Genomic DNA, 24,079 nt, shown 5'->3' with positions numbered 1-24,079 from the left:
CCGTTTTCTCTCCGACCCAGGGCTGGAAGTGAACGGAACCTTAGCCGATCCTTCATAGAACGTATTTGTGACTAAGGCTTAGCCCCGCCAGGGTGAGGGGCAATCCTCAGAACAGGCCCAGCGGCTTATCGGAATAGCTCACCAGCAGGCACTTGGTCTGCTGATAATGCTCCAGCATCATCTTGTGGGTCTCGCGCCCGATCCCGGACTGTTTGTAGCCCCCAAACGCCGCGTGTGCCGGGTAGGCGTGGTAACAGTTGGTCCACACGCGCCCGGCCTGAATACCGCGCCCCATTTTGTAGGCCAGGCTGCCGTTGCGGCTCCAGACGCCCGCGCCCAGACCGTATTCGGTATCGTTCGCCAGCTCCAGCGCTTCCTCCACGGTTTTAAACGTGGTGACGGCGAGCACCGGCCCGAAAATTTCCTCCTGGAATACACGCATGTTGTTTTTACCAAACAGAATGGTCGGCTCGAGGTAGTAACCCGCCTGCAGGTCGCCCGTCAGCGCTTTTCTACGCCCGCCGGTCAGCACGTCCGCGCCTTCTTTCTTGCCGATGTCGATGTAGTTGAGGATGGTTTCCATCTGCCCCTGCGACACCTGCGCGCCCATTTGGGTGCGGCTGTCCAGCGGGTTGCCGGAGCGAATGGCTTCTACGCGGCGGATCGCGCGCTCAATGAAACGTTCGTAGATGGACTCCTGCACCAGCGCGCGGCTCGGGCAGGTACAGACCTCGCCCTGGTTGAAGGCGAACAGCGCAAAGCCCTCCAGCGCCTTGTCGAAGAAGGCGTCTTCCTCTTCCATCACGTCGGCAAAGAAAATGTTCGGAGATTTGCCGCCCAGCTCCAGGGTGACCGGGATAATGTTCTGGGTGGCGTACTGCATGATCTGTTGCCCGACCTCGGTGGAGCCGGTAAACGCCACTTTGGCGATGCGTTTCGAGGTTGCCAGGTATTCGCCAATCTCGCCGCCCGCGCCGTTCACCACGTTAACCACGCCCGGCGGCAGCAGGTCGCCAACCAGTTCCATCAGCAGCAGCACGGAGAGCGGGGTCAGTCGCGCAGGCTTCAGTACGATGCAGTTGCCCGCCGCGAGCGCCGGGGCCATTTTCCAGCTCGCCATCAGCAGCGGGAAGTTCCACGGAATGATCTGTGCGACCACGCCGAGCGGCTCGTGGAAATGGTAGGCCACGGTGTCTTTATCCACCTCGCTGATGCCGCCCTCCTGGGCACGAATACAGGAGGCGAAGTAGCGGAAGTGGTCGATGGCCAGCGGCACGTCGGCGGCGCTGGTTTCGCGAATCGGTTTGCCGTTGTCCCAGGTTTCTGCCGTAGCCAGCAGCTCGATGTTTTGCTCCATGCGGTCGGCAATTTTCAGCAGGATGGTGGCGCGCTCCTGCACGGACATCTGCCCCCAGCCTTTTTTAGCTTCGTGGGCGGCATCCAGCGCCAGGTCGATGTCGGCCTTGCCGGAGCTGGCGATTTCGCACAGCGGCTGGCCGGTCACCGGGGTGAGGTTTTCATAGTACTGACCGCCAACCGGGGCAACCCATTGGCCGCCGATAAAGTTGTCGTAACGGGGTTTAAGTTTTAGCGGGAAACCATATTCGCCGGGGATAATACGGGTATCGGGAGGATTATTTGTCATAGCCGTCTCCTTGTGATGGTTCATCCACAAGGGTAGTTCGGGCTGGCTGTTTCTTCGCCGATTCCCGCCCGCTTTACGACGTGCTTCACGGATTAACGCCGGAGAAGAGGGAAATAACTCTTCTCCGGCAGGAGGGATTAGCGCGAAGGCGTAAACAGCGCCTTGTCGCGCAGCAGGTGGTCGTTGCCGCGCCGACGGGTAAAGCCGGTTTTGTCGAAATATTCCAGGATCTGAATCGCCAGCTTGCGGCCTACGCCTAATCTGTCGCGGAAGTCGGCGGCGTTGGTGGCACCGTGAGTTTGATCCAACTCGCGGATCAGATCGGCAAACGCCTGCAGGCGATCGTTTCGGTAATAACGATCTTTCAGAATCGCGGTGACCAGCCCCTGCTGGGCGGCGGATCGTAGCAGCTGACGCATCGCCTGTTCTTCCTCGCCGGTTTCTTTAGCCAGGTCGCGAACCCACCAGGGCTCGTCGCCAAGTAGCGTGTCTACTTTGTCCCACACCGCCTGCTGCGTGGCAGAAAAACCTGGCTCGTGTCCCGGCAGGTGCAGCCAGCCCTGGCGGCTTATCAGCAGGCCTTCAGCGCGCATTCTTTCGATAAGCGACAGAACCAGGCCTTCGTCTTCCGCGGGCAGCGCCATGCGGCGCAGGCGTTCACGGCCCGGCCCCGGCTGATCGTCATGCTGCTGGTGGTAGCGTGCCAGCACGTCGAGCAGTTTTTGCTGCCATAGAGCGGCCACATCCGGGCTTAGCAGCGCATTGCCCGCCTGCAGATAACCCGGCTGATCGAGCAGAGCCTGAAGACCTTCCGCTGTTAGCTGGCGTGCCCAGGAAAATTCGCTGAGCAGCACGGCTCCGCGAGCCAGATGTGCTTCCAGCGCCTGCGGGTCATCGGCTCCTTTTGCCAGGTCTGCCAGCCAGCTCAGGAAAGCGGGTTGGCGCTTGCCGCGGCGTGGGGCATTGAGCAGCACGGCACGGGCACCGGCGAGCGTGGTGCGGGCGCTGATGTCGCGCAGCACCAGGCGGTCGTTGTCCGCCAGCCACAGCGGCACATCCAGCACCAGTTCGGCAAGGTTGCCTTCCAGCAGCGAAACGCGCCCGGTTACGTGACGTGCGGAATGGTGAATATGCAGCGGTTGCCACTGCTGGAGCGGCTGCAGCGTTTGCAGTTCGACGATAACGCGCTCAATCGGCTGCAGAGGTTTTTCGCTCAGCAGCCAGTCGCCCCGGCTGATGTCGTTTTTTTCCGCGTCACCGCTGATGTTCAGCGCAATGCGCTGCCCGGCCATCGCGCTGGAAACCGGCTGGTTTTGGGCGTGAAGGCCGCGCACGCGCATCGGTTTATCCGCGCCGGTCAGCCAGAGCGAATCGCCAACGTTAACTTCGCCGCTCAGCGCCGTGCCGGTCACCACAAGGCCTGCGCCCTTAACCGTAAAAGCACGGTCGATGGCGAGGCGGAAGCGGTGCGAGGTGGCATGAGGACGTTCGCTTAGCCCGATAAGATGCTGCTGTAGCGCTTCTACGCCTTCACCGCTGGTGGCGGCGGTCACAAAGATTGCGGCCAAAGTATCGCCCAGCAGAGCGGCGACTTCATCGCGGACTTCTGCAATGCGGCTGTCGCTCACCCGGTCGGCTTTGGTTAGCGCGACGGTTACCTGCGGGTTGCCCGTCAGCTGTAAAATCGCCAGATGCTCGCGGGTTTGCGCCATCACGCCGTCGTCGCAGGCGATGACCAGCAGCGCATGATCTATGCCGCCGACGCCCGCCAGCATGTTGGCCAGAAATTTTTCGTGCCCTGGCACGTCAATAAAGCCAATCACACGGCCATCCGGCTGCGGCCAGTAGGCGTAGCCGAGGTCGATGGTCATACCGCGCTTTTTCTCTTCAGGCAGGCGGTCAGCATTCACGCCGGTCAGCGCCTGGAGAAGGGTCGTTTTGCCGTGGTCAACGTGCCCGGCGGTGGCAATAATCACAGGGTAATGCCCTCCAGCAGCAGCGCTTCGTTTTCGAGGCAGCGTAAATCCAGCCACAGTCGGCCATCGGCAATGCGGCCAATAACCGGCCTTTCAAGCTCGCGCAGGGTTTGCGTCAGTGAGGCAAGCGTTGATCCACGTCCGTTTTTCGGCGTGAAGGTCAGGGCCGCGCCAGGCAGGCGGTCAACGGGCAAAGAGCCGCTGCCGATTTGCGACAGGCACGCTTCAACGCGCACATCGAACTGCTCGCCAAAACGCTGTTCAAATGCGGGCCGCAGGCGGCTGGCCTGCAGATGGATGTCTTCGGCGCTGCGGGTTAGCAGGCGCAGGGTTGGCAGGCGTTCCACCAGCGTTTCCGGGTATTGATACAGCCGTAGCGTGGCTTCCAGCGCCGCCAGCGTCATTTTGTCGGCGCGCAGCGCGCGCTTCAGCGGGTGGCTCTGAATACGTTCAATAAGCGCCTTTTTGCCGACGATGATCCCGGCCTGCGGGCCGCCGAGCAGTTTGTCGCCGGAGAAACTCACCAGGCTCACGCCGTCGGCAATCAGCTGCTGCGGCATCGGCTCCGGCGGCAGGCCCCACAGGCTTAAATCTACCAGCGAGCCGCTGCCCAGGTCGGTGACGACCGGCAGGTTGAGTTCGTTGCCCAGCGTAACCAGCTCGGCCTCGCTAACTGCTTTGGTGAAGCCTTCGATGTGGTAATTGCTGGTGTGCACCTTCATCAGCAGCGAGGTGTTTTCGCTCGCGGCTGCGCGGTAGTCTTTCAGGTGCGTGCGGTTGGTGGTGCCGACTTCAACCAGCGTGCAGCCTGCCTGGCGCATGACGTCGGGAATGCGAAACGCGCCGCCAATTTCCACCAGTTCGCCGCGCGAAACCACTACTTCGCCGCCGACTGCGCAGGCCGCCAGCATTAGCAGCACCGCTGCCGCATTGTTGTTGACGATGCAGGCATCTTCCGCGCCGGTCAGCTCGCAAAGCAGATCGGCGATGGCGCGATCGCGGTGGCCGCGTCCTGCGTCGTCCAGTGAATATTCCAGCGTTACGGCGGAGCGCATGGCTTCGCTTACTGCATCAATGGCCGCCTCGGCCTGTAGCGCACGCCCGAGATTGGTGTGCAACACGGTGCCGGTCAGGTTGAAAACCGGCAGCAGAGCGCTGCGCTGGCTGGCCTCGAGCACGTCACGCGTTTTCTTTGCCCAGTCCTCGCTCCAGTCCGGCAGCTTACTCGCCGTGCGAATGTGCTCGCGCGCTTCGCTTTGCAGCATTCTCAGCGTTGCCACCACGCGGGTGTGGCCGAACTCGGCAAGGAGGGCGGTAAAGGCGGCATCGCGCAGCAGGCGGTCGGTCGCCGGAAGATGGCTAAAAAGTGTTTGAGCTGTCGTCATGGCAGGGACTGGATTAGGAAATTTGTGAGTAATATTACAGGGGACAACGTCCCCTGTCCTGGCAGCAGATCATGCCGCGGGTGGTTCGGTACGCGCAAAGCTCTCGCGCAGGAACAGCTGTTCGACCAGCTTGACCAGGTGCGGGCGATTGACGCACCAGCCCGGCGCGACGCGGCGGAAATTGAGGTAGCCCACCGCGCAGGCGGCAGAAATATTGGCCAGATTAAGCGGCTCGGCGGTCAGCGTGCCGTCGGCGGCGTATTCTTCCAATAGATCGAGGGCGCGGCCAATCTTCTCGCGCTGGCGGATCAGCACCTCTTCAGACTGCTGTTCCGCCGGGCGCAGTTTTTCACGCACGGAAGTTAACGCCGCGTCCATGATCCCGTCGGATAATGCTTCAAGCTGGCGTACATGCAGCGCCGCTTTCTGGTCGTGCGGGATAAGCTCTGGCGCGATGTTCAGCAGCTCGAGGTATTGGGCGATGATCGACGAATCAAACCAGCGCTCGCCTTCATCGGTGATAAGCGCCGGCACTTTGCCGAGCGGGTTGTACTGCGGGGCCGGGCTGTCGCCTGTCCACGGGTTGACGTTAATAAACTCAAAGCTAAGGCCTTTTTCCAGCAGGATGACCGAGATCTTTCGAACAAAGGGGCTGGTATAGTTGCCGATCAGTTTCATGACATTATCCGTTTTTGCCAACTTGAGGTAAGTATGAAACAGATACCCAACATTGCTGAAAAAGTCTACGCCCCTTTTATGTAGTCGACAAAGGCGCGTAGCGCGCTGGGCATGTACTGGCGGCCTGGGTAATAGAACTGGAACGGTGGAAGGTCGGGCAGCCACTCCTCCAGCATCGAAACCAGCCTGCCGCTTGCGAGATGCTCTTCTACCTGCTGCTGATACAGGTAGCCAATGCCCGCCCCGCACAGCACCGCTTCCAGCTCGGAGTCGAGATCGTCGACGACGATATTGCCGCACGGCGTCACTTCCAGTTTGCCTTCCGGCCCGTAAAACTCCCAGTAGTAGGGGCGGCCGCTTGGATAGCGGAAAATAACGCTGCAGTGATTGACCAGCTCGCGGGGATGAGCCGGAGCCGGGTAGCTCGCAAGATATTCCGGCGTGGCGACGACGCAAATCTTTGCCTTCGGGCCAATCGGCACGGCAATCATGTCTTTTTCCACCGTGGTTATCAGGCGGATACCGGCGTCATATTCCTGCTTCACGATATCCACCAGCCTGTCGTCGGTGGTGACTTCCACTTTGATGTCGGGATAGCGGCGGATAAATCCGGCCACCAGCGGCATTAAAACCGTGCGTGCAGCCAGCCGTGAGCTGTTGATTTTGAGGGTGCCCATCGGCGTGTCGCGAAACGAGTTCACCTCGTCGAGGATGGTATGAATTTCGTCACAGGCCGGGCGCAGGCGCTCGTAAAGGTTAGCGCCAGCCTCGGTGAGAGACACGCTGCGGGTGGTGCGGTTGAACAGCCGGATTTTCAGGCGCTGCTCGAGCTGTTTGATGCCGTGGCTGATCGCCGACGGAGAAAGCCCCAGCTCGTCGCCGGCGGCGCGAAAGCTTTTGTGTCGCGCCACGGCGATAAAGGTCGCGAAGTCGGAAAAATTCAGCGCCATTAGTGAAAATCCTTCATTAACTCATCTCAAATACTACGTTTTACAGAATTATCCAGCGGCCGTAAAGTGGTGGCTACTTCCCAACAGGCTGAGATAACTCCATGAAATCAGAGAATATGTATATCGTTTGGGCCCATCCGCGCAGCGACTCATTAACCGCGCAGGTGGTACAGGAAATTCAGGGCGAGGCGGCGGAACGCGGCATTAACGTCTCTTCGTTCGATCTTTACCGCAGCGGCTTTAATCCCTCGCTTGGCGTGGACGACGAGCCGGACTGGAACAACCCGCAGAAGCAGTATTCCCCGGAGGTTCACCGCCTGTTTGGCGAGTTAGCAGATAAAGACACCGTGGTCGTGGTGTTCCCAGTGTGGTGGTACAGCTTCCCGGCCATGCTGAAAGGCTACCTGGACCGCGTGTGGAACTACGGCCTGGGCTACGGGCCGGGCGGCACGCTGGGGAATAAGAAAATCCGCTGGGTGGCGCTGGTCGGCGGCTCGCAGGCAGGTTTTGTGAAGTACGGCTGGGAAAAGAACATGACCGATTTTATCGACGGGTCGATGGGCTACCTGGGCGTTCAGGATGCAAAAATCGATTTCCTCTATAACACCATCGGCGTGGAAGAGGGGATTGGCGATAGCGATGCCCATTACCAGCAGCTGTTTGCTCAGGCGCGCGGCATTGTCGCGGACTTAGCTCAATAACCTTTCATTCTTCACACAAGCGCGGCATTCAACGTCGCGCTTTTTACCCGCCGCCTCGCTGTAATTTACTTTCATCCCGTGATTGCCCTTCTTATGTTGTCAACGCCCAGATTTTAACTGGATCACATTAGGATTAGTCCCCCTCAAAATACTTTGTGATGTAAATCACAAATAAATAACAAAGACGTCATAACTAAATGTGATGTTAGTCACATTAAAAGGTCAATCAGGGTTAAAAATTCCTCGGTGTACTTTTTTTACACAACCATTATGTGATCACCATCACTCAATGTGGCTGGGTGATCCCCGATTATTAGTGATCTGAGTCACATAATAGGGCGCTGGCTGGACAGCTTAACGATTCAGTGCCAGATTCGCGTCACTTACTGCATAAGGCCGGCGACCCTGCCGCTACGTTAACAATAAACCTCGGGCTGCTTTTCAGCGCGGAACACCAACAAGGGGTATGTGTATGTCATCCGATATCAAGATCAAAGTGCAAAGCTTTGGTCGTTTCCTCAGCAATATGGTTATGCCAAATATCGGGGCGTTTATCGCCTGGGGTATTATCACGGCCTTATTTATTCCTACCGGATGGTTGCCAAACGAAACGCTGGCGAAGCTGGTAGGCCCGATGATCACTTACCTGCTGCCGCTGCTGATCGGCTTTACCGGTGGTCGCCTGATTGGCGGTGACCGCGGCGGCGTAGTGGGTGCTATCACCACTATGGGCGTTATCGTCGGGGCTGACATGCCGATGTTCCTCGGCGCAATGATTGCGGGGCCTCTGGGCGGCTGGGCAATCAAGCACTTCGACAAATGGGTCGACGGTAAAATCAAATCCGGCTTTGAAATGCTGGTGAACAACTTCTCTGCCGGTATCATCGGGATGATCCTGGCGATTCTGGCGTTCATGGGTATTGGCCCTGCGGTTGAAGTCCTGTCCAAAATTCTGGCGGCGGGCGTTAACTTCATGGTTGTGCATGACATGCTGCCGCTGGCGTCCATCTTCGTAGAACCGGCGAAAATCCTGTTCCTGAACAACGCCATCAACCACGGTATCTTCTCGCCGCTGGGGATTCAGCAGTCCCACGAGCTGGGCAAATCCATCTTCTTCCTGATTGAAGCGAACCCGGGTCCGGGTATGGGCGTCCTGCTGGCATACATGTTCTTCGGTCGCGGTAACGCTAAGCAGTCTGCGGGCGGCGCGGCTATCATCCACTTCCTGGGCGGTATCCACGAAATTTACTTCCCGTATGTGCTGATGAACCCACGTCTGATCCTGGCCGTTATCCTCGGCGGTATGACCGGCGTGTTCACCCTGACCGTACTGAACGGCGGCCTGGTGTCTCCGGCTTCCCCGGGTTCTATCCTGGCAGTTCTGGCGATGACCCCGAAAGGCGCGTACTTCGCTAACATCGCGGCTATCTGTGCGGCAATGGTTGTTTCCTTCGTGGTCTCCGCCATCCTGCTGAAAACCAGCAAAGTGAAAGAAGAAGACGACATCGAAGCTGCGGCTCGCCGTATGCAGGAAATGAAGGCTGAATCCAAAGGTGGCGCAGCGCCGCTGGCGGTAGGTGCTGGTCTGTCTAACGACCTGAGCCACGTGCGTAAAATCATCGTAGCCTGCGACGCAGGTATGGGCTCCAGCGCCATGGGTGCAGGCGTGCTGCGTAAGAAAGTGAGCGATGCTGGCCTGAAAAATATCTCCGTGACCAACTGCGCTATCAATAGCCTGCCGGACGACGTTGACCTGGTGATTACCCACCGCGACCTGACCGAGCGTGCAATGCGCCAGGTGCCACAGGCGCAGCATATCTCCCTGACCAACTTCCTCGACAGCAGCCTGTACGCCAACCTGGTTGAGCGTCTGCTGGCCTCTCAGAACCTGAGCGACAAAGAAGTGAAGGTGATGCACAGCCTGGAAGACAGCTTTGTTTCCAGCGAAGAAGGCGTCTTCAAGCTGGGCGCGGGTAACGTGTTCCTCGGCCTGAAAGCCAGCACCAAAGAAGAAGCGATTCGCTTTGCCGGTGAGCAGCTGGTGAACGGTGGTTACGTGCAGCCGGAATACGTGGACGCAATGTTTGAGCGCGAAAAACTGACTCCAACTTACCTGGGCGAAGGTATCGCGGTTCCTCACGGTACCGTGGAAGCGAAAGACCGCGTGCTGAAAACCGGCGTGGTGTTCTGCCAGTACCCTGAAGGCGTGCACTTCGGCGAAGAGCCGGAAGACATTGCCCGCCTGGTTATCGGTATTGCGGCCCGCAATAACGAGCACATCCAGGTGATCACCAGCCTGACCAACGCGCTGGATGATGAGTCGGTCATTGAGCGCCTGGCGCACACCACCAGCGTCCAGGAAGTGCTGGATCTGCTGGCCGGTAAGAAATAAGGGTTTGCCCCTCTCCCCAACCCTCTCCCCGGAGGGGCGAGGGGGAACAACAGGTGCAAAGCATTATCCCCTCTCCCCCTTGGGGAGAGGGCTAGGGTGAGGGGATTCGCATACAGTATCCTTACCCCAGCCCTCACGGGTGAAATAATCAGGAAGGTTAACGCAATGAAAGCATTACATTTTGGTGCAGGTAATATCGGTCGTGGCTTTATCGGTAAACTGCTGGCAGACGCCGGTCTGCAGCTGACTTTTGCCGACGTAAACCAGGTGGTTCTGGATGCGCTGAACGCGCGTCACAGCTACCAGGTTCACGTAGTGGGCGAGCAGCAGCAGATTGATACCGTCTCCAACGTGAATGCCGTCAGCAGCATCGGCGACGACGTGGTCGCGCTCATCTCTCAGGTAGACCTGGTCACCACCGCCGTGGGCCCGGTTGTGCTGGAGCGCATCGCGCCAACGCTTGCTAAAGGCCTGGAGCTGCGTCGCGCCAACGGCAACGACGCGCCGCTGAACATTATCGCCTGTGAAAACATGGTGCGCGGCACCAGCCAGCTGAAAGAGCACGTGAAAAAAGCGCTGTCCGCTGAGGCGTGGGCGTGGGTTGAGCAGCACGTTGGCTTTGTCGATTCTGCGGTTGACCGCATCGTTCCACCGTCCGAGTCTGCCACCAACGACCCGCTGGAAGTGACCGTGGAAACCTTTAGCGAGTGGATTGTTGATAAAACCCAGTTCAAAGGTGAGCTACCGAACATTCCTGGCATGGAACTTACTGATAATCTTATGGCGTTTGTCGAGCGCAAGCTCTTCACGCTGAATACCGGGCATGCTATAACCGCGTACCTCGGTCAGCTGGCCGGGCACCAGACTATCCGCGATGCGATTCTTGATGAGAAAGTGCGCGCCGTAGTGAAAGGGGCGATGGAAGAGAGCGGCGCGGTGCTGATTAAGCGCTACGGCTTTGAAGCCGACAAGCACGCCGCGTACATCAAGAAAATCCTTGGTCGTTTCGAAAACCCTTACCTGAAGGACGACGTGGAGCGCGTTGGCCGTCAGCCGCTGCGCAAACTCAGCGCCGGCGATCGCCTCGTCAAGCCGCTGCTCGGCACCATTGAGTACGGCTTACCGCACGTGAACCTGATCAAAGGGATTGCGGCGGCAATGCACTACCACAGCGAGCAGGACCCGCAGGCTCAGGAGCTGAAGCAGCTGCTGGCTGATAAGGGCCCGCAGGCCGCGCTGGCGGAAGTGTCCGGTCTGGATGCAAATAGCGAAGCCGTGACCGAGGCGGTGAAGGCGTATAACGCCATAGCGTAACCCTATGCAGGCGCGGTGGATGCCGCGCCTGAAACATGTTTAGTGATGCAGGCAAAAATGGAAGAAACCCAGGCCTTTGAAAACCGCGTGCTTGAGCGACTGAATGCCGGCAAAACCGTACGAAGCCTGCTGATTGCTGCCGTCGAGTTGTTAACCGAAGCGGTAAATATCCTGGTGCTACAGGTGTTCCGCAAGGACGACTACGCGGTGAAATATGCGGTAGAGCCGCTGCTGGACGGCGACGGGCCGCTGGGCGACCTCTCGGTACGGCTGAAGCTTATCTACGGGCTGGGCGTGCTGAACCGCGCTGAGTACGAAGACTGCGAGCTGCTGATGGCGCTGCGCGAAGAGCTAAACCATGACGGCAACGAGTACAGCTTCACCGATGACGAAATGCTTGGCCCGTTCGGCGAGCTGCACTGCGTCACGGCGCTGCCGCCGACGCCGACCTTCGTTGACGGCAGCGATCCGGAGCTGCTGGCGATGCAGCGTCAGCGCTACATGCAGATAGTCCGGTCCACGATGGTACTTTCCCTGACAGAGCTGATCTCCCGGATCAGCTTAAAAAAAGCCTTCCAAAAATAGCCGCCTTTCGCCCTGTCCCTCAGGATCGTGTATCCTTGCCAGCAAGCCATCTTTATTCACGGTAAGTCAAAATGAAAGAAATCGAAAAATCAGAAATTAAACGCCTTAGCGATCGTCTGGACGCTATCCGCCACGAAATGCCAGATTTGCACCTGATCAACGAAGCGGAAAAATATGCCGAGCTGGAAAAAGAGCGGCAGAAGCTGGAAATTGAAATCGCTCGCCTCCAGGCGGTACGTAACCAGAAGCTGAGCAAAGAAGCGCAGAAGCTGATGGCGCTGCCGTACAAGCGTGCGATTACCAAAAAAGAGCAGGCCGATATGGGCAAGCTCAAGAAAACCGTTCGTGGCCTGGTGATTGTCCACCCGATGACCGCCCTGGGCCGTGAAATGGAGTTGACCGAGATGACCGGCTTCTCCCGCACTGAATTCTGACCGCGCTCTCTTTTCGGTGAAATAAACCGATAAAACCTGCCTCATCAGCCTCTTAAATCTCCATCCGGCTCTATAGTTAAGTGCCGGGTGAGGATTTCTCCTGCCCCAAATCTTCCAATGGACAATTTGCCCGAATCGCGACAAGGCCGCAGGGAACGCTAAACCTTGGTTTAACTTTCTTGCAGTGAGAGTAAGTATGAAAAATAAGGTTTTGACTCTGGTTCCCGTCTGTCTGGCCGGTTTCACCGGCGTGCTTCCCTTTTCAGCCTCCGCCGCCTGTTCGTCGCAAACGCCGAACACCGGGGACACCGTGACCTGCAGCGGCTCGGGCATGGCGCCCGTTGTAGCCACTGCGGGCAGCAGCAACGTCACGATTAACCTCGACTCAACCGCCACCGGCAGCTACTCGCTGCCCACCCAGGCGACGCCATTCTCCGTGGACAGCAACAGCGTGATTAACAACGACGGGGCGCTTACCCTCACCGGCAACGGTACGGGCGTAGCGAACCGTGGGGCGTTGCTGCTTGGCTTGAACAACGACAATACGCTGACTAACGGCGCGGCGGGCACGCTGACTACTACCGGGGCCTACAACGACGGCATGGCGGCCAACGGCAATAACAATACGCTGATCAACAACGGCACCATCACCACCAGCGGCAACAACTCTTACGGCATGACCGCCGCCTGGGGGCAGAGCAATCCTGGCGCGGCGGGAAATACCATCACGAATACCGGGACGATCTCCACATCGGGGAATAACGCCAGGGCGATTTCGCTGCTGGGGGGCAGCGGCACGGTGAACAACAGCGGGACGTTGACCACTTCCGGACGGGACGCGCCCACGGTGTTTTTACAGGGCAACAACGCCACGCTAAATAACAGCGGGCTGATTCAGGCCAAAGGCACGGCGTCCTCCAGCGGCAGCGTGGATGGCGTGGTGGCGAACACGCTCGGCAGCAGCTTTAACACCACGATCAATAACCTGGCCGGTGGGCAGATTATCAGCAATAACGGGATCGGTATTCGCTCCACCAACGGCAATATCACCATTACCAATGCCGGGCTGATTCAGGGCGGAAGCGGCACGGCAATTCTCAGCGGCAACGGCAGCATTTCGCTGATCCTGCAGACAGGGTCGCAGATTGTTGGTCTTTCTGACGGCGGACGGGGTAACAACAGCGTGACGCTTGAAGGCACGGGAACGGCCTCTAGCGCCTTTACCAACTTCCAGACGCTGACGATGACGGGCAGCGACTGGACCTGGGCTGGCACCGGTGCGTTCACCACCGCCCTCGTGCAAAGCGGAACGCTGGATCTCACCGGCACGCTCGGTACCAGTACGGCTTCCGTGACGGCTTCGGTAAGCAACGGCGCGACGCTGCAGGCAAACTCAACCAATCTGCCGCTTTCTGTGAGCAACACCGGGCTGGTGCGCTTCCTGCAAAACAATCAGGGCGAGTATCTGGGCACGATAAGCGGGAGCGGTGCGGTAGAAAAAGCAGGGACCGGGACGTTACTTTTTAACAGCGTGAACAGCTACACCGGGGGGACGGTCGTCAATGGCGGGACGCTTATCGTCGGCGATAGCTCACACGCTTCGGCTTCCCTTGCCAGCGGCGCTACCGTTGCGGCCGGAGCCACGTTTGGCGGCTACGGCACGGTAAATGGCGACGTGACTAACAGCGGAACGCTGGGAGCGGCCAATGCTCTGTCGTCGCTTTCTGCTGGTCCACAGGGCAATTTCCAGATTAACGGTAACCTGACCAACGCGGGATTTGTGCAGCTGGGCGGCAGCGGCGTGGGGAACAGCCTGACCGTAGCCGGTAACTATAGCGGCCAAAACGGCGTGATTGCGCTGAACACGGTGCTGGCGGGCGACGGAGCCGCGTCCGACAAGCTGATCGTGAGCGGCGGCAGCGCTTCCGGCAGCAGTACGCTGAAGGTCACTAATATTGGCGGGGCCGGGGCGCAAACTGCCATAGACGGTATTCAGGTGGTGCAGACCACCAACGGCGCGACCAGCTCGGCAAACGCCTTCAAGCTTTCGGGCGGCACAGTTAGCGCCGGGGCGTATTCCTACTATCTCGCCAGGGGCGGCGTCTCTGACGGCAGCGGCGGGAGCTGGTATCTGCGTAATTCCGTGGTGCCAGATTCGACAACGTCGGTCACCCCGGCGGAAGAAACGCCTCAGTCCATCGTGGATGCTTCGCACGGCAATGAGACGGTGAACGTCTATCGACCAGAAGTCGCGCTGTACGCCGAAGCGCCCTCGGTTGCCCGCCAGCTCAACCTGCAGCAGATAGACACCTTCCACGACCGCCAGGGCGAACAGAGCCTGCTAAACGGCGATAACAAAGCCCCGGCTTTCTGGGCCAGAAGCTGGGGAAGCCATGCGGATATTCATCAAAGCGGGGACGTTAATCCTTCGTTCAACGGTACGCTGTGGGGGCTGCAGCTGGGCCAGGATTTGTATACCGCAACCGAAGATAATGGCGCAACTCATCATGCCGGTGTGCTGTTCGGCTTCTCCAGAGCGACCGGCGACGTCGATGGTTTTGCGCTGGCGAAACAGGGCTCGCGCGTCGGGAAATTGCAGTTGAACAACTATAACTATGGGGCGTACTGGACCCGGGTTGCCGCTTCCGGCTGGTATACGGACGCGGTGTTAATGGGCAGCGCGCTGCGGCTGAATACGGATTCGGTGAACGGCGTGAACGCCTCTTCCAGCGGTAATGCGGTTACCGGCTCCGTTGAAACGGGGCTGCCTGTTACCCTCGGTGAAGGGCTGACGCTTGAACCTCAGGCGCAGCTGGTCTGGCAGAGAACCTCGCTGGATTCGCTGCATGATGGCGTCTCTGAGGTGAGCTGGAATAACGGCAATACCTGGCAGGGGCGGGTTGGGGCCCGTTTGCAGTGGGCGTTTGAGGCGAGCGGCGTGAACTGGAAGCCCTATCTGCGGGCCAACGTGCTGCGTACGTTCGGGCAGGATGATGAAACGGCTTTCGATGACAGCACGACGATCGCCAACAACGTTGGGCAAACGGCCGGGCAAATCGGCGCGGGGCTGGTGGCGCAGGTTAGCCAGAACGGCAGCCTGTACGCCACGACCGGCTACCTGACCAATCTCGGCGGCGAGCGCCAGCGGGTAGTTACCGGTAATGTCGGCGTGCGCTGGAGCTGGTAATCGCCCTGCGGCTCCGGGCTTTGCCGGAGTCGCTTTTATTATGGTTACTTTGTATTCAGTTTTTTTGAAAGAGATAAGCGAATTGTTCCGCTAACAAAAAAAGTTGTGCGGCGCTATTCTTCTTTCATCGAAGGCAGTCAGCCTTCCAACTAAACAAAATGCAAAGGTAATTATCATGAAAAGCATCAAATATTTTGCCGTAGTTATGACTCTCGCCGCTTCCTTCTCCGGTTTTGCAGCGGAAACTCAGTCAGTTACCAGCCAGACAATGGGCACCGTATCGGTCAGCGGCGCGTCTAACCTGGACAGCCTGCAGCACCAGTTGCAGCAAAAAGCCGAGCAGGCCGGGGCGAAATCCATCCGCATCATCTCTGCCGGTGGTGATAACAAAATGTACGGCGTGGCTGAAATCTACAACTAAGCGCTGAATCACGCAGTATGGGCCGCCTCGAGCGGCCCGTGTTTTATCTGAACTCTCGCGCCAACAGGCCAAAAATCCAGTCATCCTGCCAGCGTTCATTCAGCCAGTAGTTTTCCCGCAGCGTGCCTTCCTGCTGAAACCCCACTTTCTCCAGCACTTTCTTTGACGGAATATTTCCGGCGGTGACCGTGGCAACAAGCTTGCGGATACCGGCCTCTGCAAAAGCAAAGTCGCAAATCTCCAGCAGTGATTCATAGCCGTAGCCCTGCCCGTGAAACGACGGGTCGAGTAAAAAGCCCACTTCTGCTATATCGTCCTCGCGCAGGATAAAACCGGTGACGCCAATCGGCACGCCGGTTTTCAGATGCCGCATCACCATGCAGAGCCAGTGCCTGCTGCCCGGCTGCCATTCGGGGAGACGAGCGTCGAAGGTGCGGCGGATCTCTTCCTCCGGGCGGTTTTCGTCGACGTAGCGCATTACCTCCGGCTGCTGCTGCAGGTAACGAAAAAGCGGCCAGTCGGCTTCGGTAAGCTGGCTGAGTGACAGGCGAGGGGTGTGAAGTTGCATAGTGTGTTGACTCGTCTTTACCGGGAATGCTCTTTGATAGCAGTAAATAAAAAGCGGCGCCAGTTTGTGGCCCCGCTTATGTGTTAATCCCAGCGCGATAAGTCATCTCTTGTTAGCCCCATATCCCTGAGCTGTTCAGGACTGAGTTCGCGCAGGGCGCGTAAAGTCCGACGGCGCTGGTGGCTACGACGAAAATACTGGTAAAGCATGACCAGGCCAAAAAACGGCCTACGGTGGTGGTTCTCTTCAAAGCCCATGGCATCACTCCTCGCGGTTTTTCTGGGGTTATCATGCGGCGAGCGGGCAAAAGCAGACAGATTCAAAAATCACTTTTCTTTAACATACAGAAAGGCTAAAACATGAGCTGAATGGCATTTATTGCGCCATTCTGTATTGGTTTTTCCTTCTGTATGGTTTCCGGTGAGGATACAGCATGACGCGTTACCAACATCTCGCCACGCTTCTGGCCGGGCGTATTGAGCAAGGGCTTTATCAAAGCGGGGAGCGTTTGCCTTCGGTTCGTAGCCTGAGCAGTGAGCACGGCGTCAGTATCAGTACCGTGCAGCAGGCTTATCACGTCCTGGAAGATCAGCAGCTGATTTCCCCCCAGCCGCGTTCCGGCTACTTTGTTGCGCCGCGCAAAGCGGTTCCTCCCGTGCCGCGTTTAACGCGTCCGGTACAGCGGCCGGTCGAAGTGACGCAGTGGGATGCGGTGCTGGAATTAGTGAACTCCCGGCAGAACTGTGAAGTGATCGCTTTTGGCAGCGGCTCGCCGGACCTTACCCAGTCGACAATCAAGCCGCTTTGGCGAGAGATGGGGCGGCTCGCGCAGTATCAGGAGCCTGAACTGCTGGGCTACGACGGCATGTTCGGCGTGAAAGCGCTGCGCGAGCAAATTGCCCGCCTGATGCTGGACAGCAACTGCGTGGTGAATGCCGACGACATCGTGGTGACGAACGGCTGCCATGAAGCCCTGTCGATTGCGATTCGCGCGGTGTGTGAGCCGGGGGACATTGTGGCGGTCGAGTCCCCGTCGTTTCACGGCACCATGCAAATGCTGCGCGGATACGGCGTTAAAGTTGTTGAAATCCCTACCGATTCTGTCACAGGCATGAGCCTCGAGGCGCTGGAGTTGGCGTTAGAGCAATGGCCGATAAAAGCCGTCATTTTGGTGGCCAACTGCAATAATCCTCTGGGATTCATCATGCCGGATGCGCGCAAGAAAGCGGTGATGAACCTTGCGCAGCGCTTTGATATCGCCATTATCGAAGATGATGTTTACGGCGAGCTGGCCTATGAGTATCCGCGCCCGATGACCATCAAATCCCTGGATGTTGATGGCCGCGTTCTGCTGTGCAGCTCGTTTTCAAAAACGCTGGCACCGGGGCTGCGCGTGGGCTGGATAGTGCCTGGGCGCTACCTCGACCGGACGCTGCACTCCAAATACATCGGCACAGGCAGCAGCGCCACCTTCACTCAGCAGGCGGTAGCGGCGTTTATTCGCAACGGGCACTATCACCGCCATCTCAGACGCATGCGCCAGCACTATCAGCGCAACCTGGACGTCTTTACCTGTCGCGTGCGGCAATATTTCCCCTGCGGTATTTGCGTCAGCCGGCCTCAGGGGGGCTTCCTGATGTGGATAGAACTCCCGGAAGAGGTCGATGCCGTGCGGCTTAGCAGCGCATTGAAGGAGGCTAAAATCCATATTGCGATCGGCTCGCTGTTTTCGGCCTCCGGTAAATACCGTAACTGCCTGCGGCTGAACTATTCTTTGCCGTGCAACGCCGTCACCGAGGCTGCCCTCAAAAGGTTGGGTGAAATCGTCGACTGTGAGATTTGAAAATGCCTGACTAAATCGCTCCTTTTATCGCCATTGATTATTATTTAGCTGTTTTACACTCGGCTGTAATGGCGAAGTTTGGCCTTGGCATTAATAACCATAAAAAAATAGCCGCCTGGGGCGGAAAAAGCAGTTTTTTCTGCGTTCGGCAGCATAAGGCCGGACATCGACAAAGGACTATCATGAGCAGCGCAACATTGCAGATGCGGGAGCACTTTGAGACGTGTCTGGGGATTATTCGGCAGGCTTCGCTCCAGATCCTGCCCTTACTGAACATTCGTGCCGCCGAAGGCAAAGATCCGCAGTGGTTTTTCCAGCAGTTGGAGCAGGCTCGTATGGCGCTTGGCAGCTGGGGCGCGGTGGCGAAACGGCTGAATCTTAACGACTCCGAGATTTCACAATTTACGCTGCTGCTGCGCCATTTGCAGCAGCTGGTGCCGCAGTATGAGAGCGGGCAGGAGGTCAGCCAAAACCAGCTGCTCGCCGCCCTGCGCTTCACCAGCTATCTTGAGCATGTGCGGTTCAAGCAGCCGCTGCTGGGCTATTCCACCGAGTTATCCTCAGATGTTGACGGCCTGCAGAAAGGCGCCCAGCAGCAAATGCGCGCCATTGAACTGATGCTAAAAGGGCTGGTGAACCAGGCGTGGGAAAGCCAGGCTGACCTGGTGAATCAGCTCAAAAACCAGTTTGGTGCCGATAAGGTTCGCCGCTGGCTGAAGCGAGGCGAACGGGGCGACGTGCTGAGCGGGATGAAGTTTAGCGAGCTGGCGCTGATGCTGGTGGACAAGAAAGAGTTCGCCCATCACTACGCGAAAATCTACCAAAACTCGCCGCAGCTGGGCTTTCTTATCGACCAGCGTAAAACCCTGCAAATCTTCCTCGATGGCACCAGGCAAATCCGCAATGACCTGATGCACAAGCAGCCGCTGTCCACCGTGCAGGTGGCTTTGCTGGATAGCTATTTCGGTGAAATCAGCGGCCCGGTACAGAAAGCTTTTAGCGAAGGCCGCACCAAAGTTAATCCTTCCGCTTTGTTAGACGCTGATGACGCCACGCTACAGAACTATCTTGAGCAGGCGCGTAAAAACCACTCGGCACAGGGCGGTGACCCGGAAGAGATCAGAGAGTCCATCGAGCGTTTCGACCCACGCGCGGCCAAAAAGCAGCATGATACAACCAGCGTTATCTCTACCGCGCTTTGGGCATCGGTAGGGATTGCCGTTGTGGCGGTAGCGGTGGTTGGTCTCTACTTGTTAAGCGATATGTCTTCAAAGCCAGAAGTGACGGTGACGGCTCCGATTGTGAGCACGCCGGTGCAGCAGAAAGAGCGCCCGGAAAACAACAGCCCGCGCGATATGCTGGCCAACATGGGCATCAGCTGGGATGAAAATAACCTGCGTGCGGCGATTAACCGCAACGACGCCCGTATTGTGCGGCTTTTCATGCAGGGCGGGATGAACTGGAAAGTTTATTTTGCCGAGCAGGCGCTGGCGGCGGACTACCGGGATGTGTTGACTATTTTGCTGCAATACCGGCCGCAAATGGATGAGGCCCGGCCCTGCCGCAGGCTAATTGGCTCCACCGAGCTAGGTATGAAGAAAGGGCAAAAGCTGACTTCGCTGAGGAAGCAATTCCTCGCCAGCTTCTGCAGTTCAGCCCCGGCAGTACAGCGCCAGAAGGAAGAAGTTGAGCGCGCCCGGATGCGCCTGGCGGCGCAAAAGCAGCGTTTTGAAGATGCGACCGCTCAGGGGCTGGAGACAGAGCCGGTGGATGAGCAGACCGCCAAAATTCAGCAGGCGATCTACAACGCGATGCGCTAGTTGTACCGGGCAGCCTTCGGGCCGCCCAATGCATTACAGCAGGCCTTTATCGCGGAACGTCGCGGCGGTGGCTTCGTTCAGGTCATAGTTAGCCAGATCCTGCGGGCTGACCCACGCATACTGCTCAAACTCTTCGTTAATGGTTATCTCGCGGTTTTCGCTGACGCAGTCAAACATCAGGTAAATCATATACACCTGCTCTTTGCTGCCGTCGGCGTAGGTTTTCACCCGGACGTCATCGCGGAAGGTCCACGGTTCGATGTGCGAGATAATCAGCGCTTCGCCCAACTCCTCTCGGATCTCACGCCGCAGCCCTTCTGCCATGGTTTCGCCCGGCTCAATGCCGCCGCCGGAAAGCGCCCACTGGCCGGGAAAAACACCGCGATCTTGCGGCATTTTGCACAGCAAATATTGGCCCTGATTCTGGATAATCGGGCAGGCAATCACTCTTTGTCGCATCGTCTTCTCCCTGAAAAATAAGCCGCCGTGTTATAGCACAGATAAGAAAAAGGGTCTGCGCGTAGGCAGACCCTCAATGAACAACAACAATAAAAGGCTTTTAGAAGCGATACTGAATGCCGACGCCGTAGGTATAGCTGTCGTTACTCAGGCCAGCGGCATCGCCACCCTGAGACCAGGTTTCCCCGGTTTTATTATCACGGGTTTTTGTCGAGGCCTTCGCTTCGGCAAAACGCGTCCACGTTAATTCCGTATAGAGTCGGGTATTCGGCGTAACGTAATACCCGGCAGAAACGGTAGCGGCATAATAATTGGAATTATTGCCTTTTTCGCTAAAGCTCAGCTGACGCATATAATGCTCGTCATTATCTTGCGCATTCACCCACGGGCTGAATTTAAATTGCCCTGCTAAATCAAAGTCCTGATAGCGATAACTTCCGGTCAGCCCAACGTACGGCACGCTGAATTTCTGGCTATAACCAATCCCTGGTTTCCCGGCAGGGAATTCACCGACAAGCGCGCCGTTGAAATAATTGTATGAGCCGCCTCTGGCGGTCCAGCTGTATCGGGTTTCCTGGTAGCCGGTGACGATGCCGAGGTTATAAGCCGGTTCCTTTAACAGCCAGCCGGTCAGGTTAAGATCGAACTGATTGGCGTAATTCAGGCTGGTGTCGGGGTGGGTGGATTTATCGCTCCAGCGGCTTTGGCCTGGCGTTTGCCAGTCATAGTCGGACATGTGTGAGCCGCGTGAGGCGAAGGTTGTCCAGCCGTTTGCGTTGAGAGTGATATAGCGCTGAGCGTCCCAGCTAATACCGCCTTTAATAATAGGTGTATTTTTAATTTTCCATTTCAGTTCACTTAATTTACTGCCATCGTGTTGATTATAAACGAGCTCTTTAGATTCTCCGTTTAGAACACCGGTGGAAATATTGGTGGTTACCGCGTCGGGTGAAAAATTAAAGCTGGTTGAAGCGAGCAGCGCCGGGCTAAACAGCAATGCGGCGGCCGCAGGCAGGTATTTTTGCTTGTGCATGATGTATCGTTCTGTTTTCTATAACATTGGTTTGGTGTTGCAAAAAATAAACCTGTACGGACAGGTTAAAGACCGTAAAGAGTTATTGTTGCGCGATAAATTATGTTGTTGAAAATTATTATTAGGTTGTCTTGCCAGGCAAAACGAAACGTATTTTATGGGCTGTTACTTGACAGGGGAAAGATTATTTTCTACTGGTGAATATTTGAGCGGTGAATCGTTTGATTTTAAAGAAAATTAAAATTGTAGCTTTTTGTTACAAGGATATATCATAACTAGTCATATGTATTTATTGAGAAAATTTAACTTAAGTCAGGTTGGGTCGGTTTAAATATGTAAGCGGGCTAATGATTATTTGGCGATGGAAGCCCGGCCGTTCGTAGCATACTCATTTCACTCTCTTTTTGACAATATGAGCACCATCAGCGGCAGGGCTTCGCTTTTGAATCTTTGCCTGCAGTGATTGAACCGTTGTTCACCCCCCTCAACAACCATCGCCTGCTGGCGACGGTTGATGCCAGGAACGAGACCGCAGCTGGCCTGCTGGAGAAGCTGGGTTTTCGTCGTGAAGCACACTTTCGCAAGAATATTTTCTTTAAAGGCGAATGGGGGGATGTATATGCCTATGCGCTGTTACGCAGCGAATGGAAATAACGGGCTGCTTGCTTAGCGGGCCATTATTATTTTGTGACTTAACGTCGTGGTATAGCTGCAAAATTCAGTCAGAGGCGCGAAATATTCACTGGCCGTTACTTTATGATTTTGTGCGTTTTAATTTGGCGCCCAATGCGGCGTTTAGGTTTTGTTTAACCTTTAATTTACATTATTACTATACTGGCTTCACTTCCTTTCAGGTATGAATTCACCGTCTTCCGGCGGCGTTATTCTACTCGTTTATCTAAAATAAAATGTTCCGGAAATTCATCTGTTAAATACATTGTCCGGATAATTGGCAAGGACATTGATATGTCAGATTTAAACATCTCTCTTGATACCGCGACCCTGACGCATCCGCTTTCTCAATGGGAGGATAGCGCAGCTGAATCTGTTGTTGGCGACCTGGAGCAGGGCAAAGTTATCTTTCTGCCGCAGCTGGCGTTCACGCTCACCGAACGGGAAAGGGCGCTGCTGAACCCGGCTGTGGTTGATCCGAAACGTAAGAACATCAGCTATCAGCCGCTGAAAGATAAGCTGACCGGCGTTGCGGTTGCCGGGCAAGAGCCAGAGGTTCGCGAGCTGCTTAAACGCCATTACGAATCCTGTCAGCAGCTTATTGCCAGCCTTCTGCCGGAATACCAGCAGGTGCTGCACACGCCGACCAATAGCCTGCGCCTGCACCCGGTTAAGCAGTGGACGCAGAACACCTCCTGGCGAAAGGATGACAGCCGCCTGCACGTGGACGCCTTCCCGTCCCGCCCTAACTACGGCGAGCGTATTCTGCGTATCTTCACCAACATTAATCCGGCCGGAGAAAGCCGTAGCTGGCGCGTGGGCGAGGCGTTCCCGACGCTGGCCGAGCGTTTCCTGCCGCGTTTAAAAAGCTATTCCCCGGTGAGCAGCTGGCTGCAAAACGCCGTTGGCATCACCAAAAGTCGCCGCAGCCATTACGACCACCTGATGCTGCAAATGCACGACGCCATGAAGGCCGATGCGGATTATCAGAAGCAGGGGCCGCAGGTCGCCATCGACTTCCCGCCGGGCAGCAGCTGGATCTGTTTCTCCGACCAGACGCCTCACGCCGCAATGGGCGGGCAGTTTATGCTGGAACAGACATTCTTGCTGCCGGTGGATTCGATGCAAAACCCGCAGCTGTCACCGCTGAAGGTATTGGAAGGGTTGCTGCGTAAACCGCTGGTTTAGTCATAATGACCGCGTGTAAAAAGCCGCTTGGGCGGCTTTTTTATTGGCATCATCCGTACGCCGCACAAGCACTGTCTGCGTTGACAAAAAGAATGGGTCAAAATAGCAATAGATATACCGTCACAGGCAATAGATTCGCTTCGAAAAAAGATGGCATTAGCGTTCGCGGTAAAATTTAAATAGGAATTACCTGTAAGTGACATGTCTCATTACTACCATTGATATTTATCAATACTCTAGCGCAAATGATCGGTGAGACATCATTTGTGTAATAGATTTATGCTTTTTTTAAATGAATTATTTGTTAAGTGCGGCGATTGTTTTGCATCCAGACAAATTTTTTCATTTTTGATTTTGAGCACTGAATCATGCCTTTTTCTTCTAACTTCAGTAACCAGTTTCTGGCTATGTATATTGAAACATTGCAATTATTGGAGATCTCTCTTGTCGTGACCTCGCCATTATTAACAATTGTGTCATAAATTTCTTTCATCAGTTTTACAGAGCAAGGGCGACTGATATGCTCGTCCGTTTCGGTACTACGGAATCTTTCCATCTGAGTGAACCTGTCTTAAAGTACAGGGTGATTTTATCACAAGATACTATATGTGAAATTATAATTATAAGTACTTCGTAATATTTTCTGTTTTTATATCAGATCCATATTTATGGTGATAAAATATTCGGTTGTGCCAACGGTTTTATTAACTCTTTTATAGGATTGTTGGTACATATCAGAAACGCAGTTAACATTCATGAAAAATAGAGTCAGATTATTCCGTAAGGTGGCGTTTGCAAGAGGGTGTAGGTCAGTAACGGCAACGTATC

At 56.3% G+C, this 24,079-nt stretch carries 20 protein-coding genes and 1 pseudogene; 11 read left to right on the top strand and 10 right to left on the bottom strand.

Going from position 1 to position 24,079, the window contains the following annotated elements:
* Positions 1-106: 106 nt before the first annotated feature.
* The 5 genes from HX778_RS15950 to HX778_RS15930 form a co-directional block, all read right to left on the bottom strand.
* Positions 107-1,645 (bottom strand): aldehyde dehydrogenase family protein, encoded by a 1,539-nt coding sequence (locus HX778_RS15950; protein ID WP_061278600.1) that lies wholly within the window; start codon positions 1,643-1,645, stop codon positions 107-109.
* Between the two features lie 137 nt (positions 1,646-1,782).
* On the bottom strand, positions 1,783-3,621 hold the full coding sequence (gene selB / locus HX778_RS15945) for a selenocysteine-specific translation elongation factor (RefSeq protein WP_176982501.1): 1,839 nt from the start codon (positions 3,619-3,621) through the stop codon (positions 1,783-1,785).
* Entirely contained in the window at positions 3,618-5,006 is a 1,389-nt protein-coding gene (gene selA, locus HX778_RS15940; RefSeq protein ID WP_176982500.1) for an L-seryl-tRNA(Sec) selenium transferase, read from the bottom strand. Before selA ends, selB begins: the two co-directional genes overlap by 4 nt.
* A 69-nt stretch (positions 5,007-5,075) precedes the next feature.
* The gene (locus HX778_RS15935) at positions 5,076-5,684 is read right to left on the bottom strand and encodes a glutathione S-transferase (RefSeq protein ID WP_176982499.1); all 609 of its coding nucleotides are present in this window, start codon (positions 5,682-5,684) and stop codon (positions 5,076-5,078) included.
* A 65-nt stretch (positions 5,685-5,749) separates the two neighbouring features.
* Positions 5,750-6,634, bottom strand: coding sequence for a LysR family transcriptional regulator (locus HX778_RS15930; protein WP_038477721.1), 885 nt, complete (start codon positions 6,632-6,634; stop codon positions 5,750-5,752).
* Between the two features lie 101 nt (positions 6,635-6,735).
* Here HX778_RS15930 and HX778_RS15925 point away from each other — a divergent pair, with 101 nt between their 5' ends.
* The 7 genes from HX778_RS15925 to HX778_RS15895 all read left to right on the top strand — a co-directional run bounded on the left by HX778_RS15925 (position 6,736) and on the right by HX778_RS15895 (position 15,668).
* Positions 6,736-7,335, top strand: coding sequence for an NAD(P)H oxidoreductase (locus tag HX778_RS15925; RefSeq protein WP_176982498.1), 600 nt, complete (start codon positions 6,736-6,738; stop codon positions 7,333-7,335).
* Positions 7,336-7,807: 472 nt separating this feature from the next.
* Positions 7,808-9,727: a PTS mannitol transporter subunit IICBA gene (locus tag HX778_RS15920; protein ID WP_038477727.1), complete on the top strand. Its 1,920-nt coding sequence runs from the start codon at positions 7,808-7,810 to the stop codon at positions 9,725-9,727.
* A 165-nt stretch (positions 9,728-9,892) separates the two neighbouring features.
* Positions 9,893-11,041 carry a mannitol-1-phosphate 5-dehydrogenase gene (gene mtlD / locus HX778_RS15915; RefSeq protein WP_176982497.1) on the top strand — a complete coding sequence of 383 codons (1,149 nt, stop codon included), beginning with the start codon at positions 9,893-9,895 and terminating at the stop codon, positions 11,039-11,041.
* A 45-nt stretch (positions 11,042-11,086) separates the two neighbouring features.
* Positions 11,087-11,626, top strand: a complete 540-nt coding sequence (gene mtlR, locus HX778_RS15910; RefSeq protein ID WP_008458691.1) for a mannitol operon repressor MtlR — start codon at positions 11,087-11,089, stop codon at positions 11,624-11,626.
* A gap of 71 nt (positions 11,627-11,697) precedes the next feature.
* A complete protein-coding gene (locus HX778_RS15905; protein ID WP_038477738.1) occupies positions 11,698-12,060 on the top strand; it encodes a YibL family ribosome-associated protein in 363 nt (120 codons plus the stop codon).
* 196 nt (positions 12,061-12,256) lie between these two features.
* Positions 12,257-15,247: an autotransporter outer membrane beta-barrel domain-containing protein gene (locus tag HX778_RS15900; protein WP_176982496.1), complete on the top strand. Its 2,991-nt coding sequence runs from the start codon at positions 12,257-12,259 to the stop codon at positions 15,245-15,247.
* Between the two features lie 175 nt (positions 15,248-15,422).
* Entirely contained in the window at positions 15,423-15,668 is a 246-nt protein-coding gene (locus HX778_RS15895) for a DUF1471 domain-containing protein (RefSeq protein WP_176982495.1), read from the top strand.
* Positions 15,669-15,711: 43 nt separating this feature from the next.
* Here HX778_RS15895 and HX778_RS15890 read toward each other — a convergent pair whose 3' ends face one another.
* Both HX778_RS15890 and HX778_RS15885 read right to left on the bottom strand, forming a co-directional pair.
* Entirely contained in the window at positions 15,712-16,236 is a 525-nt protein-coding gene (locus tag HX778_RS15890) for a GNAT family N-acetyltransferase (RefSeq protein ID WP_176982494.1), read from the bottom strand.
* An 83-nt stretch (positions 16,237-16,319) separates the two neighbouring features.
* Positions 16,320-16,493, bottom strand: a complete 174-nt coding sequence (locus HX778_RS15885; protein ID WP_071842962.1) for a DUF1127 domain-containing protein — start codon at positions 16,491-16,493, stop codon at positions 16,320-16,322.
* A 176-nt stretch (positions 16,494-16,669) separates the two neighbouring features.
* Between HX778_RS15885 and HX778_RS15880 the strand changes: the two genes are divergently transcribed.
* On the top strand, positions 16,670-18,079 hold the full coding sequence (locus HX778_RS15880) for a PLP-dependent aminotransferase family protein (protein WP_176982493.1): 1,410 nt from the start codon (positions 16,670-16,672) through the stop codon (positions 18,077-18,079).
* Between the two features lie 182 nt (positions 18,080-18,261).
* Positions 18,262-19,899: an STY4199 family HEPN domain-containing protein gene (locus tag HX778_RS15875; RefSeq protein ID WP_176982492.1), complete on the top strand. Its 1,638-nt coding sequence runs from the start codon at positions 18,262-18,264 to the stop codon at positions 19,897-19,899.
* Between the two features lie 33 nt (positions 19,900-19,932).
* Here HX778_RS15875 and nudI read toward each other — a convergent pair whose 3' ends face one another.
* Positions 19,933-20,358 (bottom strand): nucleoside triphosphatase NudI, encoded by a 426-nt coding sequence (nudI, locus tag HX778_RS15870; RefSeq protein ID WP_038477753.1) that lies wholly within the window; start codon positions 20,356-20,358, stop codon positions 19,933-19,935.
* Between the two features lie 100 nt (positions 20,359-20,458).
* Positions 20,459-21,391 (bottom strand): omptin family outer membrane protease, encoded by a 933-nt coding sequence (locus HX778_RS15865; RefSeq protein ID WP_038477756.1) that lies wholly within the window; start codon positions 21,389-21,391, stop codon positions 20,459-20,461.
* 420 nt (positions 21,392-21,811) lie between these two features.
* On the opposite strand from HX778_RS15865, the pseudogene HX778_RS15860 reads away from it, so the two are divergent.
* Both HX778_RS15860 and HX778_RS15855 read left to right on the top strand, forming a co-directional pair.
* Positions 21,812-22,045 (top strand): annotated as a pseudogene (locus HX778_RS15860) (GNAT family N-acetyltransferase); the annotation flags it as partial.
* Between the two features lie 312 nt (positions 22,046-22,357).
* A complete protein-coding gene (locus HX778_RS15855) occupies positions 22,358-23,251 on the top strand; it encodes a Kdo hydroxylase family protein (protein ID WP_176982491.1) in 894 nt (297 codons plus the stop codon).
* Between the two features lie 304 nt (positions 23,252-23,555).
* Here HX778_RS15855 and HX778_RS15850 read toward each other — a convergent pair whose 3' ends face one another.
* A complete protein-coding gene (locus HX778_RS15850) occupies positions 23,556-23,807 on the bottom strand; it encodes a FaeA/PapI family transcriptional regulator (protein ID WP_038477760.1) in 252 nt (83 codons plus the stop codon).
* Between the last annotated feature and the right edge of the window lie 272 nt (positions 23,808-24,079).

The organism is Cedecea sp. P7760 (assembly GCF_013386425.1).
Taxonomy (GTDB): Bacteria; Pseudomonadota; Gammaproteobacteria; order Enterobacterales; family Enterobacteriaceae; genus Cedecea; species Cedecea selenatireducens.
Note: the sequence above shows the minus strand (reverse complement) of the source record. Positions and strands in the feature narration are given on the sequence as shown.

Bases quoted from the DNA above. Each gene is read 5' to 3' on its own strand.
- HX778_RS15950 (WP_061278600.1), bottom strand. From the start codon at position 1,645: ATGACAAATAATCCTCCCGATACCCGTATTATCCCCGGCGAATATGGT.
- selA (WP_176982500.1), bottom strand. From the start codon at position 5,006: ATGACGACAGCTCAAACACTTTTTAGCCATCTTCCGGCGACCGACCGC.
- HX778_RS15935 (WP_176982499.1), bottom strand. From the start codon at position 5,684: ATGAAACTGATCGGCAACTATACCAGCCCCTTTGTTCGAAAGATCTCG.
- HX778_RS15930 (WP_038477721.1), bottom strand. From the start codon at position 6,634: ATGGCGCTGAATTTTTCCGACTTCGCGACCTTTATCGCCGTGGCGCGA.
- HX778_RS15925 (WP_176982498.1), top strand. From the start codon at position 6,736: ATGAAATCAGAGAATATGTATATCGTTTGGGCCCATCCGCGCAGCGAC.
- HX778_RS15920 (WP_038477727.1), top strand. From the start codon at position 7,808: ATGTCATCCGATATCAAGATCAAAGTGCAAAGCTTTGGTCGTTTCCTC.
- mtlD (WP_176982497.1), top strand. From the start codon at position 9,893: ATGAAAGCATTACATTTTGGTGCAGGTAATATCGGTCGTGGCTTTATC.
- mtlR (WP_008458691.1), top strand. From the start codon at position 11,087: ATGCAGGCAAAAATGGAAGAAACCCAGGCCTTTGAAAACCGCGTGCTT.
- HX778_RS15905 (WP_038477738.1), top strand. From the start codon at position 11,698: ATGAAAGAAATCGAAAAATCAGAAATTAAACGCCTTAGCGATCGTCTG.
- HX778_RS15900 (WP_176982496.1), top strand. From the start codon at position 12,257: ATGAAAAATAAGGTTTTGACTCTGGTTCCCGTCTGTCTGGCCGGTTTC.
- HX778_RS15895 (WP_176982495.1), top strand. From the start codon at position 15,423: ATGAAAAGCATCAAATATTTTGCCGTAGTTATGACTCTCGCCGCTTCC.
- HX778_RS15890 (WP_176982494.1), bottom strand. From the start codon at position 16,236: ATGCAACTTCACACCCCTCGCCTGTCACTCAGCCAGCTTACCGAAGCC.
- HX778_RS15885 (WP_071842962.1), bottom strand. From the start codon at position 16,493: ATGGGCTTTGAAGAGAACCACCACCGTAGGCCGTTTTTTGGCCTGGTC.
- HX778_RS15880 (WP_176982493.1), top strand. From the start codon at position 16,670: ATGACGCGTTACCAACATCTCGCCACGCTTCTGGCCGGGCGTATTGAG.
- HX778_RS15875 (WP_176982492.1), top strand. From the start codon at position 18,262: ATGAGCAGCGCAACATTGCAGATGCGGGAGCACTTTGAGACGTGTCTG.
- nudI (WP_038477753.1), bottom strand. From the start codon at position 20,358: ATGCGACAAAGAGTGATTGCCTGCCCGATTATCCAGAATCAGGGCCAA.
- HX778_RS15865 (WP_038477756.1), bottom strand. From the start codon at position 21,391: ATGCACAAGCAAAAATACCTGCCTGCGGCCGCCGCATTGCTGTTTAGC.
- HX778_RS15855 (WP_176982491.1), top strand. From the start codon at position 22,358: ATGTCAGATTTAAACATCTCTCTTGATACCGCGACCCTGACGCATCCG.
- HX778_RS15850 (WP_038477760.1), bottom strand. From the start codon at position 23,807: ATGGAAAGATTCCGTAGTACCGAAACGGACGAGCATATCAGTCGCCCT.